Here is a 14243-nt window from a genome sequence, read left to right as displayed (position 1 = left end):
ATGAACTGGCGCCATGTCTATCACCTCGGGCTAAAGGAACTCAGCGGTCTCTTTCAGGAGACGGTGCTGGTGATCCTGATCGTCTATTCCTTCACCCTCGACATCTACACCACCGCCAAGGCCCAGCCCGAGACGCTGAACGCCGCCCCCATCGCCGTGGTGGACGAGGACCGCTCGCAGGCCTCGACGATGATCGTCTCGGCCTTCTATCCGCCCTACTTCGTCGCCCCCCGGCTGATCGACGCGGCCGAGATGGACGCGCGGATGGATGCCGGGCTCGACACCTTCTCCCTCGTGATCCCCGCCGGGTTTCAGGCCGACCTACTGGCCGGCAACACGCCCGAGATCCAGCTCAACGTCGATGCGACGCGGATGACGCAGGCCTTCACCGGTTCCTCCTACGTGCAGCAGATCGTGACCTCGGAGGTGACGGAGTTCCTGAACCACACCCGCACCGCCAGCAGCAGCCCGGTCGACATCGTGATCCGCAGCCGCTTCAACCCTACGCTGGACGCGGGCTGGTTCGGCTCGATCCAGAGCGTGATCCTCTCGATCACCATGCTGTCCATCATCCTCACCGGCGCGGCGCTGATCCGCGAGCGGGAACACGGCACGGTGGAACACCTGCTGGTCATGCCCGTGCGCCCGATCGAGATCATGGTGGCCAAGATCTGGGCGATGGCGGCGGTGGTGCTGGTGGGGGCCGCGGTGGCGATCCTCGTGGTGGTGCAGCTGCTGCTGGGGGTGCCGATCATCGGCTCGGTCTGGCTGTTCCTCGCCGGGACGCTGCTGATGCTCTTCGCCTCGACCTGCATGGGCATCTTCCTGGCCACCATGGCCGGGTCGATGCCGCAGTTCGGGCTGCTGCTGATGCTGGTGCTGCTGCCGCTTCAGGTGCTCTCCGGCGGGATGACCCCGGCCGAGAACATGCCCGCCGCGGTGCGCTTCGTCATGCAGTTCACGCCGAACCCGCATTTCGTCTCGCTCTCGCAGGCGGTGCTGTTCCGCGGCGCGGGTCTGGCAGAGGTCTGGCCGCAGCTGGTGGCGATGGCGGTGATCACCGTGGCGCTCTTTGCCCTCGCGCTTGGGCGGTTCCGCAGCTTCCTGCGCTGAGGGCCGCGGGGCCGCCTCTGCCCCCGTTCAGGACTTGTCGCAGCCTTCCAGCCAGACATCGTCGTGACCGTCGGGGCGGCAGTGACCGGCCACCAGCAGGGCGATCCGGTCGCGCCGTTCCTCCAGCGCGGGGCCGGGGGCCTGCAGGCTGTAGCGCCCCGGGGCGATCATCACCGCGACGAGAGAGAGGTAATCCTCCTCCGTCAGTTCCTGCGGCGGCTTGCCATAGACCGTGCGCGCCGTGTCGAAGAAGCCGGTCATCATGCCCTCGGGGCCACGGCCCATCTCGACCTCGTCGAGCCAGAGCGCGAGGATCTGCGCCTTCTCCAGCCGGGTCTCCAGCCCGAAGGCAAAGCCGGTCTGGCGGATGCGGTCGATGTCAGGCGGGAGGACGCCGGCCTCCAGCCGCTGCGCCAGCGCCTGCGTGATCGTCGTGGTCCCCGCCCCGGGCGAGATCAGGTCCACGCCGCCGTGACGCAGGAAGCCGGGATCCTGCACCTCCAGCAGTTGCGCCTGACGATCCGGGCCAAGGGCGGCACCACCCTGCCCGGCGGCAATCAGCGCATCGGCCCGATCCCGCAGGGCGGCGGCCTCGGACCGGGCGGCAAGGAACCCGCTGGCGCCGTAGGCAAGCACCGCACCGACCGCCAGCAGACACAGAAGGAAGAGTTTGCGAAGAAGTCTTTTCATACCCCGCGATTTACCATGCGTGGCCGCGGGCGTTAGCACCCCGCGCAGGGCACCCCCCGGAATTGGCAAGACCCTGCGCATGCCCCGGCAAGAAGTCACCAACGCGCTGTCACAGAGCGCCCCCTTGCCCGAAATGTTCCCTATATGTTCCAATAGACGCAGGCCGAATCCTGACCGATTCCCCGCCATCCTTCACCCCAGCCGTTTCCGCCAGAGGGCCCCCTGTCCGCCGATGTCCGCCGATCTTGCCCCCCATTTCCCGCCGCGCCGCGCCCGCGTGCACGAGGCCTGCGGCCCCGGCATGCATGGCTTTGCCGCGATGCTGGCGGCGCAACTGGAGGGGCCGGTGCTCTGGATCCGGGAATACTGGCGGCCCGAGGTGCTGAACCCGCTGGGGCTGAGCGATATCCTCGATCCCGCGCGGCTGCTGGTGGCGCAGGTCAAGGACCAGACCGATGCCCTCGCCGTGGCGGAGGAGGCGCTGCGCAACGGATCGCTCAAACTGGTGGTGGCCGAACTGGGCGAGCCCCTGGGCCTGACCCCGGGGCGGCGGCTGCAACTGGCGGCCAAGGACGGGCGCAGCACCGGGCTCTGCCTGATCTCCGAGGGCAATGGCAGCAATGCCGCCGAGACCCGCTGGCGCTGCACCCCGACCTTTGACCCGGAGGGGCTGGACTCGACTCTGCAGCATTGGGATCTTATAAAGAACAAATCAGGAACATTGGGGTTTTGGCATGTCCGTTGGGACCGAGAGGCGCACCGAGAGACGCATCGTCTCCGCGTGGTTTCCGCGCCTGGCGAGCGACCGGGCGCTGCGCACGCGACCGGTTGAGGGGCCCTTTGCCCTGACGCTTCAGGTCGGCAACGCCAATCGCCTGCATTGCCTGAACCCCGCCGCCGAACGCGCGGGGCTGGAGCGCGGGATGCCGGTCTCGGACGCGCGCGCCTTCTGCCCCGGGCTCCAGACCCGCACTGCCGATCCCGCGGGCGACACCCGTTTCCTCCATGCGCTGCGTCGCTGGGCCACGCGCTATTGCCCCTGGGTCGGGATCGAGGGCGAGGACGGGCTGGTCATGGACATCACCGGGGTCGCGCATCTCTTCGGGGACGAGCCGCTGCTGCTGGCCGATCTGCGCCAGCGGCTGGCGCGGGCCGGTTTCTCGGTGCGGCTGGGACTGGCGGACACCCGCGGCGCGGCCTGGGCGCTGGCCCGCTTCGGCGAGGGCGAGGCCCCGCCGGGCCGCATGGCCGAGGTGCTGGCCCCCCTGCCCGTCGCCGCCCTGCGGCTGGAGCCCGCGACCGCCACGGCGCTGCAACGGCTTGGCCTGCGCACGGTGGGCGATCTGGCCGCCACCGCCCGCGCGCCGCTGACCCGCCGCTTCGGCCCCGAGGTGATGATGCGGCTGGATCAGGCGCTGGGGCGCCAGCCCGAACAGGTCACCCCGCTCTCCGATCCGCCCCATTACGGCGTGCGCATGACCCTGCCCGAACCCATCGGCCTGCAGGATGACGTGATGGCGGGCCTCGCCCGGCTGCTGGAGCGGCTCTGCGCCAAGCTGCAGGCGCAGGAGGCGGGCGCGCGGATGTTCCGCCTGACCCTGCGCCGGGTCGATCAGGACGCGCAGGAGGTCGAGCTGCGCCTCGCCCGCCCCCTGCGCGAGGCCGCCCGCATCCTGCCGCTCTTCGAGCGCGGGGTGAGCGCGGTGGAGGCGGGCTTTGGCATCGACCAGCTGCGGCTGGCCGCCGTGCAGGTCGAACCGCTGCCGGTGCAGCAGGTCAGCTCCGTCCCGCAGGGGCGCAGCGACCAGCTGGGCGACCTGATCACCCGGATCGGCACCCGCATCGGGCTGGAGAACGTCCAGCGCTTCCTGCCCGCCGACAGCCATATCCCCGAACGCGCCTTCCTGATCGCCCCCGCCGCATGGTCCGAACCGGGCGGGGCCTGGGCCAGCCTGCGCCCGCGTCCGCTGCGGCTTTTCCCGCCCGAGGCCATCGGCGGCACCGGCCCGCGCCCGCCCGCACGGTTCCGCTGGCGGCGCATGGCGCTGGAAACGGGCCGCGCCACCGGCCCGGAACGGATCGCCCCGGAATGGTGGATGAGCGACGAGGCCTGGCGCAGCGGGCTGCGCGACTACTGGCAGGTGGACACCCGGCAGGGCCGCCGCCTGTGGCTCTTCTACACGCCGCAGGCCCCCGGCTGGTTCGTTCAGGGGGAATTCCCATGAGCTATGCCGAGCTCTGCGTGACCAGCAACTTCACCTTCCTCACCGGGGCCTCCCACCCCGAGGAGCTGGTGACCCGCGCCGCCGAACTGGGGCTGGAGGCGATCGCCATCACCGACCGCAATTCGCTGGCCGGCGTGGTGCGGGCCTTTTCGGCGCTGAAGGAATTGCAGCGCGCGGTCGAGGAACAGGCCGCCGAAGAGGTGCGCATCCGTTCGCAGCACCGGGTCGATCCCTGTTCCCGGCAGGAGATCGGCCAGCCCCGGCCCCTGGCCGCGCCGCAGGTGGCGCGGCTGCCCCGGCTGATCACCGGCTGCCGCCTCGTGCTGCGCGACTGCCCGGTGGAATGGGTCGCCCTGCCCAGCGACCGGGCGGCCTATGAGCGGCTGTCGCGGCTCTTGACGCTGGGCAAGCGGCGCGCCGGAAAGGGGCAGTGCCACCTCGACCTTGCCGATCTGGAGACCCATTGCGCGGGCATGATCCTGATCGCCCTGCCGCCCGACGACCTGCGGCAGGCGGCTGCCCCGCTGCGGCGGTTGCAGCGGCGGTTTCCCGGCCATGTCCACCTTGGCGCCGCGCCGCGCTACGACGGGTCGGATCAGGCGTGGCTGGCGGAATGCGCCCGTCTGGCGCGGCAGTGTTCCGCCCCCATGGTGGCGGTGGGCGACGTGCTGATGCACCGCGCCGCCCGGCGGCAGCTGGCCGATGTGCTGACCTGCCTGCGCGAGCATATCACCATCGACCGGATCGGCACCCGCGCCCTGCCCAATGCGGAACGGCGGCTGAAGGGCCATGACGACATGGCCCGCGTGTTCCACGCCCATCCCGCCGCCCTGCGCCGCACGCTGGAGATCGCGGCCCGCTGCGCCTTCCGGCTGGACGAACTCAGCTATGAATACCCCGACGAGATGTCGGAGGGCGAAACCCCGCAGGCCCGGCTGGAACGGCTGACCGCCGAGGGGCTGGCCCGGCGCTGTCCCGGCGGCATTCCCGAACGCTACGACACGCTGGCCCGCAAGGAGCTGACCATGGTCCGCGAGCTGGGCTTCGCCGCCTATTTCCTGACCGTGCATGACATCGTGGCCGAGGCACGGCGCCGGGGCATCCTGTGTCAGGGGCGCGGCTCGGCGGCGAATTCGATCCTGTGCTGGGCGCTTGGCGTGACCGACGTCAGCCCCGACCAGATCACCATGGTCTTCGAGCGCTTCGTCTCGAAATACCGGGGCGAGCCGCCGGACATCGACGTGGACTTCGAACACGAGCGCCGCGAGGAGGTGATCCAGTGGATCTATGAACGCTATGGCCGCCACCGGGCCGGGCTCTGCGCGACGGTGATCCACTTCCGCTCGCGCGCGGCGATCCGCGAGGTCGGCAAGGTCATGGGGCTGAGCGAGGATGTCACCGCCGCCCTCTCGGGCCAGATCTGGGGCATGTCCAACAAGGGCGCGGACGAGGGCCGCATCCGCGAACTGGGCCTCGACCCCGAGGATGCGCGCCTGTCCCAGACCCTGCGCCTGATCGGCGAGATCATCGGCTTCCCGCGCCACCTCAGCCAGCATGTCGGCGGCTTCATCATCACCCGCGGGCGGCTCGACGACCTGTGTCCGATCGAGAACGCGGCGATGGAGGACCGCACCGTCATCGAGTGGGACAAGGACGATATCGACGCGCTCGGCATCCTGAAAGTGGATGTGCTCAGCCTCGGGATGCTGACCTGCCTGCGCAAGAGCTTCGACCTGATCGCACAGCACGAGGGGCGCGAGCTGACGCTGGCCAGCACCCCGCAGGAGGACGAGGCGACCTATGACATGCTCTGCGTCGCGGATGCGGTGGGGGTGTTTCAGGTGGAAAGCCGGGCGCAGATGAACTTCCTGCCCCGGATGAAGCCGCGCACCTTCTATGACCTCGTGATCGAGGTGGCCATCGTGCGCCCGGGCCCGATTCAGGGCGGCATGGTGCAGCCCTACATCAAGCGGCGGCAGGGGCTGGAGGCGGTGCATTTCCCCTCCCGCGCGCTGGAGGGGGTGCTGGGCAAGACGCTGGGGGTGCCGCTGTTTCAGGAACAAGCGATGCAGATCGCCGTGGTGGCCGCCGGCTTCACGGCGGAAGAGGCCGACCGCCTGCGCCGCTCGCTGGCCTCGTTCCGGCGCATGGGCACCATCGGGGCGTTTCGGGACCGGTTCATCGCCGGGATGCTCTCCAACGGCTACACCCCGGATTTCGCGCAGCGCTGCTTTTCCCAGATCGAGGGGTTCGCCGATTACGGCTTCCCGGAAAGCCATGCGGCGGCCTTCGCCATGCTGACCTATGTCTCCTCCTTCCTGAAGCGCCACCACCCGGCGGCCTTTGCCTGTGCGCTGCTGAACTCGCAGCCGATGGGGTTCTATGCCCCCGCCCAGATCGTGCGTGACGCCCGCGAACACGGGATCGAGGTGCGCCCGGTCTGCGTGAATGCCAGCGACTGGGACTGCACGCTGGAGAAACGCGCCGACGGGGCGCTGGCGCTGCGGCTGGGGTTCCGCCAGATCAAGGGCTTCCGCGCAGAGGACGCAGGCTGGATCACCGCCAGCCGGGGCAACGGCTTCCGCGATCCCGAACAGCTGTGGCTGCGGGCGGGTGTCGCCCCCGCGGTGCTGGAACGGCTGGCCGAGGCGGATGCCTTCCTCGGCGCAGGCCTGACCCGGCGCGATGCGCTCTGGCAGGCGCGCGCGGTGCGCGACCGCAAGCCGCTGCCGCTCTTCGACGATCCCATCGACGGCGAGGCGATCCGCGAACCGCAGGTCGACCTGCCGCAGATGCACCTGAACGAGGAGGTGGTGGAGGATTACGTCGCCACCCGGCTGACCCTGCGGGCCCACCCGATGGAACTGCTGCGCCCCGACCTTGCGCCCGAGACGCCCGGCCTGCTGCCCCATGACCGCCTGCGGGAGGCCCCGCTGGGGCAGGTCACCGTCTGCGGGCTGGTGATCACGCGGCAGCGGCCCGGCACCGCCTCGGGGGTGATCTTCCTGACGCTGGAGGATGAGACCGGGGTTTCCAACGTGGTGGTCTGGCCCAAGGTCTACGAGGCGAACCGGCGGCAGGTGATGGGCGGGCGATTGCTGCGGATCAGCGGCTATCTCCAACGCGAGGGGATCGTGACCCATGTCATCGCGCAGCGGATCGAGGACGTGTCGCACCGGCTCTCCGCCCTCGGCCACCCGATGGACGAGGCGATCGGCATCACCAATCCCGTCACCGACGACGCCCCCCGGCCCGCGCGGACCAAGCCGACGGCCCGGCACCCGCGCGAACAGGCCAAGCGGCTGTTCCCCAGCCGGGATTTTCACTGACCCCTTCCACCGCCCCCACAACCGCCACGGGCAGCGCCACACCCGCCCACACGGGCCGGATGCTCCATGCCCCCGCGGCCCCCGGTCCGCACGGGCGCGGGGCAGATTTCCGCCCCGCCCGTGGCAGAACCCCGCGAAGATTCCGCAACAAGATCCCGTCAGCCGCCTTGCACATAGGCAGTCCCTGCCCAAGAATAGCGCCGCACGCGTACTGGAACGCGTTGAATCTGGGAGGATTACCATGTTCAAGAGCCTTGGGCTCGGCGCACTTGTCGCCGGCACCCTTTCCCTGTCCGCCCCTGCCGCAATGGCAACGGACTTCATTAACGTCCTGACCGGCGGCACCTCGGGTGTCTATTATCCGCTCGGCGTGGCGCTTTCTGACATTTACGCCAAGGGCATTCCCGACAGCCGCACGCAGGTGCAATCGACCAAAGCCTCGGTCGAGAACCTGAACCTGCTGCAGCAGGGCCGTGGCGAAATCGGCTTCGCGCTCGGCGATTCGGTGAAAGACGCCTACGAAGGCAACGCAGACGTCGGCTTCTCCAAGCCGCTCGACAAGCTGCGCGCCATCGCCGCAATCTACCCGAACTACATCCAGATCGCAGCCTCCTCGGCGGCGGGCGCCACCACGGTGACCGACCTCAAGGGCAAGTCGGTCTCGGTCGGTGCGGCCAAGTCCGGCACCGAGGTCAACGCACGCAAGATCTTCGGCGCGCTCGGCATGACCTACGACGATCTCGGCAAGGTGGAATACCTGCCCTTCGCCGAATCGGTTGAACTGATGAAGAACCGTCAGCTCGACGCCACCCTGCAGAGCTCGGGCCTCGGCTCCGCAGCCCTGAAGGACCTCTCCTCGACCCAGGACGTGACCTATGTGTCGGTTCCGGCGGAAGTGGCAGAGACCCTTGGCGCGCCCTACGCGGCCGGCACGATCCCCGCGGGCACCTACCCCGGTCAGGACGCGGACATCCCGACCCTGGCGATCACCAACATCCTCGTGACCAGCACCGACGTGTCGGATGAACTGGCCTACGAGATGACCAAACTGCTGTTCGAGAACCTCGACCAGATGAAGGCGGCCCATGCGGCAGCCGGCGCGATCAACATCAAGGATGCGATCGCAAACTCGCCCATCCCGCTCCACCCGGGTGCGGAGAAGTACTACAAAGAACAAGGTCTTATGTAAGACCGGCAACACCGTAAGGCGGTCCGGTTTCCCGGGCCGCCTTTGTTGTTTCGGGAGGGTATCATGACAGAACCTACGACTTCGGCCAAAACGCGCACCGAGGAATCGAACGAGATCCACGATCCGCTGGCCAACAGCTTCCCCGCCTCCGCGGCGGGCCGCTTCCTCTTCTGGCTCGCGGTTGCCTTCTCGCTCTACCAGATCGCGATTGCCGCCCATGTCATCGACCTGCCCAGCCAGGTGATGCGGGCCGTGCACGTGGCCTTCCTGATGGCGCTCGGCTTCCCGCTGCTGGCCATCGGCCGCGGCTTTTCCTCGCCCGTCCGCGTGCTGTGCTGGCTGCTCGGCGCCGCCGGCGTGGCCATCGCCGCCTACCAGTGGATCGAGTATGTCCCCCTGCTGATGCGGGCCGGTGACCCGACCACGCTGGACCTGGTCTTCGGCTGCGTCGCCGTCGTCACCGTCTTCACCGCCGCATGGATGCTGATGGGCCCTGCCCTGCCGATAATCTGCGGCTTCTTCCTCGCCTATGCGCTCTTCGGGCAGCACCTGCCCTCGCCCTTCAACCACCGCGGCTATGCCTTCGAACAGGTGGTGGAGCAGATCGCCTACGGTACGGAAGGCATCTACGGCATCCCGACCTACGTGTCGGCGACCTACATCTTCCTCTTCATCCTGTTCGGCTCCTTCCTCGAGAAGGCGGGCATGATCAAGCTCTTCACCGACGTCTCGCTGGGCCTCGTGGGCCACAAGATGGGTGGCGCGGCCAAGGTCTCGGTGCTCTCCTCGGGCCTGATGGGCACGATCTCGGGTTCGGGCGTGGCCAACGTGGTCACCACCGGCCAGTTCACCATCCCGCTGATGAAGCGCTTCGGCTACCGTCCCGCCTTCGCCGGCGGTGTCGAGGCGACCTCCTCCATGGGCGGCCAGATCATGCCCCCCGTCATGGGCGCCGTGGCCTTCATCATGGCCGAGACGCTGGGCGTGCAGTACATCGAAGTGGTGAAAGCGGCCCTCGTGCCCGCGATCCTCTACTTCGCGGGCGCCTTCTGGATGGTCCACCTCGAAGCCGGCAAGCGCGACCTGCGCGGCCTCTCCGGCGACGCGCTGCCCTCGGCCCGCAAGGCGCTGAAGGAAGGCTGGTACCTGATCCTGCCGCTGGCGGTCCTCGTCTACCTGCTGTTCTCGGGCTACACGCCGCTCTTCGCGGGCACCATCGGCCTTGCGCTGACGGGCATGCTGATCCTCGGCGCCTCCATCGCGCTCGGCATGGGGTCGACCGGGGTGCGGGTGATCTTCTGGATCATCCTCGGCATCGGGGCCTCGGCCTTCTTCAAGTTCGGCATCAACGCCCTGCTGCTGATGCTGGCCCTGCTGATCGCCGCCAACGCGATTTCCAAGGGCGGGCGCGAGACGCTGGCCATCTGCCGTGACAGCCTCGCGGACGGTGCCAAGACGGCCCTGCCCGTCGGGATCGCCTGTGCGCTGGTGGGCGTGATCATCGGGGTGATGACCCTGACCGGTGCGGCCAACACCTTTGGCCAGTTCATCGTCTCGGTCGGGCAGAACAGCCTGTTCCTCTCCCTCATCCTGACGATGATCACCTGCATCATCCTCGGCATGGGGATCCCGACGATCCCGAACTACATCATCACCTCCTCCATCGCGGGCCCCGCGCTGCTGGACCTCGGTGTGCCGCTGATCGTCAGCCACATGTTCGTCTTCTACTTCGGCATCCTCGCCGACCTGACACCGCCCGTGGCACTGGCCTGCTTTGCAGCAGCCCCGATCGCCAAGGAAAGCGGCCTGAAGATCAGCTTCGAGGCGATCAAGGTGGCGGCAGCCGGTTTCGTCGTGCCCTTCATGGCGGTCTATACCCCCGCCCTGATGCTGCAGGACGGCGGCCCGCTGGCGGATGCCATCGGCTACTGGCCGGCGGTGGCCTACATCCTCGTGAAGGCGCTGCTGGCGCTCGGTCTCTGGGGGGCATCGGTCATCGGCTGGCTGGGTCGTCCGCTGGCGATCTGGGAACGTGCCATCGCCGTGGCGGGGGCCTTCACCCTCGTGGCCGCGATGCCGATCACGGATGAGGTCGGCTTTGCCCTCGTGGCGATCTTCGCGGCCCTGCTGTGGTTCCGCCGCAAGGCGCCGGTGGCATCGTGAGCAGCTGCCTGATGGCAGGGGCGATGATCCTCTCGCTCGCGGCAGGTGACCGTTTCTCGCTGGAGTGGACCCACTCCGTCGAGAAGCAGGCCTGGCGCGAGGTCTGGGAAGTGATCGTCCCCGACACGGGCACAGCACAGACCAAGGAGGCGACGGGAGACCGTCGCCTTCACCTCGTCGAGGCCGCGGTAAAAGGCTCCGGCGCGGGAATGGAGCCCGGCGAGGGCGGCCATTTCGAAGACGGCTGGTGGGTCTGGGCGCCCGACCTGCCCCCGGTGCGCGACCTGACGCTTGCCGCCTCCGGCGAGACGCCCTCGGCCTGGACGCTCTGCGGCGCCGATTGCGTCGAGCTTGGCGCCACTTCGGGCGCTCCCATCCACCTCGCCCCCTGCGACGGCAGCTGAGCCATGCGTGGGCGGGTCCGGGACCGTCTGCGGCACCGGCTCCGGTCGGTCTGGTGGGCGCGGCTTGCAGTCGTCGCCCTGGCCGCCCTGCTCTGCGGCGGGCTGGCCTGGCAATGGGTGCTGCTGCAGACGCGGCAGGGGCTGGAACAGACCCTGCAGGTCGGCAGCCACGCGCTCCAGACCGAGATCGACCGCTTCCGCTACCTGCCCCGCGTCGCCGGCGAGAGTGACCGCATCCGCGAGGCGCTGATCGCCCCGGAGGATCCCCGGACCATTGACGCCGCGAACCGCTACCTCGAACGGGTCACGCGTTATTCCAGCTCGGGTCAGCTCTACCTGCTGAACGCCGAGGGGGTGACCATCGCCGCCTCCAACTGGCAGACCGAGACGAGCTATGTCGGCTCAGACTACAGCTTCCGGCCCTATTACACCGATGCGCTCGCCACCGGCAGCGGCGCGGTCTACGGCATCGGCGTCACCACTGGCGAGCCGGGCTATTTCATCGCCTCCCGCATTGGCGGGGAGAATGCCACGCCCGTGGGCGTCATGGTGGTGAAGATCGACCTGCGCCCGCTGGAGGCGGCGTGGATCGAGACCGGCCAGCATGTCGCCGTGACCGATCGCGACGGGGTGGTCTTCCTTTCCTCCCTGCCCGCGTGGCGCTATCGCCCGCTCTACCCGCTGGGAGAGGCGGCATTGGCGCGGCTGCAGGAATCCCGACTCTACTTCTCCACCCCGCTGGATGAGGCCGACCCGCTAATGCAGAACGGGCAGAGCGCCCTGATGGTCGCGGGCCTTGGCCGCACCACCATCCTGCGCTCCACCGGGTTCGAACAGGGTTGGCGCCTGATCGCCGCGGCGCCCGTGCTGCCTGCGCGGGCCGCCGCCGCGCTGACGGCGGGCTTCGTCCTGCTGGCCGGGCTGATGGGGCTGGCGCTGGCCGACATGCGCCGCCACCGGCTGCGGCTGATCGCGCTGCGCATCCGCCAGACCGACATGATGGAACGCAAGGTGCAGGTCCGTACCGCCGAACTGGCCCGCGAAGTGGTCGCCCGCCGGCAGGCCGAGGCCGACTTGCGCGCCACGCAGGAAACCCTCGTCCAGACCGAGAAGATGGCCGCCCTCGGCCGGATGTCCGCCGCCATCGTGCACGAGGTGAGCCAGCCGCTCGCCGCGATGGAGGCCACGCTGACGGCGGCCGAGTTCAGCCTGTCCCGCGCGCCGGAACAGACCTCTCACCGCCTGCAATCGGCCCGGGGCCTGATCCGGCGGATGCAGCGGATGACGAAACACCTCAAGAACTTCTCGCGCCGCGAGGTCGCCCCTCTGCACCCCGTGACCGTGGTGCCCGTGGTGCAATCCGCGCTGCAACTGGTCCTGCCGCGCGCCAATGTCGCCGGGCTGGAACCGCGCTTTGAACGGCCCACGTTCAACCCCGTGGTGCAGGCGGGCACGGCGCGGCTGGAACAGGTGCTGGTCAACCTGCTGGGCAATGCCATCGAGGCGGTGGAGCCCGGCCACGGCGAGGTGGTGATCGCGCTGGCCGAGGAGGACGGGATGCTGCGCATCGCCGTGCGCGACAACGGCCCCGGCTTCGACCCCGAGGTGCTGCCCCGCGTGACCGAGCCCTTCTTCTCCACCAAGATGGGCGGCGAGGGTCTGGGACTGGGGCTTGCGATCTCCTCCGAGGTGGTCCAGCAGTTCGGCGGGCGGCTCGACTTCCGCTCGCGTCCCGAGGGCGGTGCCGAAGTGTCGGTGCTGCTGCCGATGCTGGAACGGAACGCCCCCGATGAGAGCGGACAGGAGGCAGCCGAATGATCCCGCTGATCCACGTGGTCGAGGATGACACCGACCACCGCCTTGCGCTCTGCGATCTGCTGGAAGCCGCCGGTTTCCGGGCCGAGGGCTTTGCCGGCGGCAGTGCTGCCATGGCCGCCGGGGCCCGGCCCGACCTCGTGATCACCGACCTCAGGATGCCGGGCATGGACGGGCACGCCGTGCTCTCCGCCGCGCTGGAACGCGATCCCGACTGCCCGGTGATCATGATCTCGGGCCATGGCGACCTGCCGCAGGCGGTGCAGGCGATGCGGGCAGGGGCCGAGGATTTCCTCGAAAAGCCCTATGACGGGATGCACCTCGTCACGGTGATCGAACGCGCCCTGCGTGGCCGCGCCGCCCGGGCCGAGATCGGCCGCCTGCAGGACAGCATGACCCGGACAGAGGGCGGCGGCCTGCTGGGCCAGTCCTCGGCCATGACCACCCTGCGGGACCGGATCGCGGCCCTTGCGCCCACCGAGATCGACATCGTCGTCACCGGCGAGACCGGCACCGGCAAGGAACTGGTGGCCCGTGCCCTGCATGCCGCCAGCCCCCGCGCCGGGGGGCCCTTCGTCGCCGTGAACTGCGCCGCCCTGCCCGAGACGCTCTTCGAGATCGAATGCTTCGGCCATGTCGCGGGCGCCTTCCCCGGTGCGCAGGACAAGCCCGGCAAGCTGGAGGCGGCCTCCGGCGGGACCTTGATGCTGGACGAGGTGGAGGCGATGCCCGCCGCCCTGCAACCCAAGCTGCTGCGCGCCCTGCAGGAGCGCGCCGTCGAGAGGCTGGGCGAAAACCGTCTGCGCCCGCTCGACCTGCGGATCATCGCGACCTCCAAGACCGACCTGCGGTCGCTGACACTGGACGGGACCTTCCGCGCCGATCTCTTCTACCGCCTCGCGGGTGCCGAGATCGCGGTGGAGCCGCTGCGCGCCCTCGGCGACGATATCCTGCTGCTCTTCTCGCACTACGCGGGGCTTGCCGCCGCCCGCTATGGCCGCCCCTTGCCCGAGATCGACTACGCACTGAAGCAGTCTCTGCTGCGCCGCCCATGGCCCGGCAACGTGCGCGAGCTGAAGGCGCTGGCGGAACGCTTTGCCCTCGGCCTCGACATGCCGGAGGGGCCTGCCGCCGCCCCGGTGGAGGCCGAAAGCCTCGCCGACCGGGTCGCGGCCTTCGAGGCGCGCGAAATTCGCCTGACGCTGGAACGCTGCCGGGGCAACACGGAACGCGCGGCCCGGTCGCTGGGCATGGCGCGACGCACCCTGAACGACAAGATCAGCCGCTACGGGATCCGGGTCTGAGGTCCTGACGG

10 protein-coding genes are annotated in these 14243 nt (G+C 69.3%); 9 read left to right on the top strand and 1 reads right to left on the bottom strand.

Annotation, left to right across the window (positions count from 1 at the left end; all coding sequences use genetic code 11):
• Complete coding sequence (locus LCM32_RS16415) at positions 1 to 1113, top strand: ABC transporter permease (RefSeq protein ID WP_224822175.1); 1113 nt, start codon at positions 1 to 3, stop codon at positions 1111 to 1113.
• A gap of 27 nt (positions 1114 to 1140) precedes the next feature.
• Here the strand turns inward: LCM32_RS16415 and LCM32_RS16410 are convergent, their stop codons facing one another.
• Positions 1141 to 1803, bottom strand: a complete 663-nt coding sequence (locus LCM32_RS16410) for a transglycosylase domain-containing protein (protein WP_224822174.1) — start codon at positions 1801 to 1803, stop codon at positions 1141 to 1143.
• A 232-nt stretch (positions 1804 to 2035) separates the two neighbouring features.
• On the opposite strand from LCM32_RS16410, the gene LCM32_RS16405 reads away from it, so the two are divergent.
• The 8 genes from LCM32_RS16405 to LCM32_RS16370 all read left to right on the top strand — a co-directional run bounded on the left by LCM32_RS16405 (position 2036) and on the right by LCM32_RS16370 (position 14232).
• Positions 2036 to 2635, top strand: coding sequence for an ImuA family protein (locus LCM32_RS16405; RefSeq protein ID WP_224822173.1), 600 nt, complete (start codon positions 2036 to 2038; stop codon positions 2633 to 2635).
• Positions 2538 to 4028, top strand: coding sequence for a Y-family DNA polymerase (locus LCM32_RS16400; protein WP_224822172.1), 1491 nt, complete (start codon positions 2538 to 2540; stop codon positions 4026 to 4028). Before LCM32_RS16405 ends, LCM32_RS16400 begins: the two co-directional genes overlap by 98 nt.
• Positions 4025 to 7357, top strand: a complete 3333-nt coding sequence (locus LCM32_RS16395) for an error-prone DNA polymerase (RefSeq protein ID WP_224822171.1) — start codon at positions 4025 to 4027, stop codon at positions 7355 to 7357. Before LCM32_RS16400 ends, LCM32_RS16395 begins: the two co-directional genes overlap by 4 nt.
• A 241-nt stretch (positions 7358 to 7598) precedes the next feature.
• Positions 7599 to 8546: a TAXI family TRAP transporter solute-binding subunit gene (locus tag LCM32_RS16390; protein ID WP_224822170.1), complete on the top strand. Its 948-nt coding sequence runs from the start codon at positions 7599 to 7601 to the stop codon at positions 8544 to 8546.
• A gap of 63 nt (positions 8547 to 8609) precedes the next feature.
• Positions 8610 to 10709, top strand: a complete 2100-nt coding sequence (locus LCM32_RS16385; RefSeq protein WP_224822169.1) for a TRAP transporter permease — start codon at positions 8610 to 8612, stop codon at positions 10707 to 10709.
• A complete protein-coding gene (locus LCM32_RS16380) occupies positions 10706 to 11113 on the top strand; it encodes a DUF1850 domain-containing protein (protein ID WP_224822168.1) in 408 nt (135 codons plus the stop codon). Before LCM32_RS16385 ends, LCM32_RS16380 begins: the two co-directional genes overlap by 4 nt.
• A 3-nt stretch (positions 11114 to 11116) precedes the next feature.
• Positions 11117 to 12931, top strand: a complete 1815-nt coding sequence (locus tag LCM32_RS16375) for a sensor histidine kinase (protein ID WP_224822167.1) — start codon at positions 11117 to 11119, stop codon at positions 12929 to 12931.
• Positions 12928 to 14232, top strand: coding sequence for a sigma-54-dependent transcriptional regulator (locus LCM32_RS16370; RefSeq protein WP_224822166.1), 1305 nt, complete (start codon positions 12928 to 12930; stop codon positions 14230 to 14232). The genes LCM32_RS16375 and LCM32_RS16370 overlap by 4 nt, the downstream gene beginning before the upstream one ends.
• Positions 14233 to 14243: the final 11 nt, after the last annotated feature.

The organism is Pseudooceanicola nanhaiensis (genome assembly GCF_020171315.1).
GTDB classification, from domain to species: Bacteria; Pseudomonadota; Alphaproteobacteria; order Rhodobacterales; family Rhodobacteraceae; genus Pseudooceanicola; species Pseudooceanicola nanhaiensis_A.
This window is presented reverse-complemented; position numbering and strand designations above follow the sequence as displayed.

Coding starts and splice junctions, on each gene's coding strand:
- LCM32_RS16370 (WP_224822166.1), top strand. CDS start 12,928: ATGATCCCGCTGATCCACGTGGTCGAGGATGACACCGACCACCGCCTT.
- LCM32_RS16385 (WP_224822169.1), top strand. CDS start 8,610: ATGACAGAACCTACGACTTCGGCCAAAACGCGCACCGAGGAATCGAAC.
- LCM32_RS16375 (WP_224822167.1), top strand. CDS start 11,117: ATGCGTGGGCGGGTCCGGGACCGTCTGCGGCACCGGCTCCGGTCGGTC.
- LCM32_RS16415 (WP_224822175.1), top strand. CDS start 1: ATGAACTGGCGCCATGTCTATCACCTCGGGCTAAAGGAACTCAGCGGT.
- LCM32_RS16390 (WP_224822170.1), top strand. CDS start 7,599: ATGTTCAAGAGCCTTGGGCTCGGCGCACTTGTCGCCGGCACCCTTTCC.
- LCM32_RS16405 (WP_224822173.1), top strand. CDS start 2,036: ATGTCCGCCGATCTTGCCCCCCATTTCCCGCCGCGCCGCGCCCGCGTG.
- LCM32_RS16410 (WP_224822174.1), bottom strand. CDS start 1,803: ATGAAAAGACTTCTTCGCAAACTCTTCCTTCTGTGTCTGCTGGCGGTC.
- LCM32_RS16400 (WP_224822172.1), top strand. CDS start 2,538: ATGTCCGTTGGGACCGAGAGGCGCACCGAGAGACGCATCGTCTCCGCG.
- LCM32_RS16395 (WP_224822171.1), top strand. CDS start 4,025: ATGAGCTATGCCGAGCTCTGCGTGACCAGCAACTTCACCTTCCTCACC.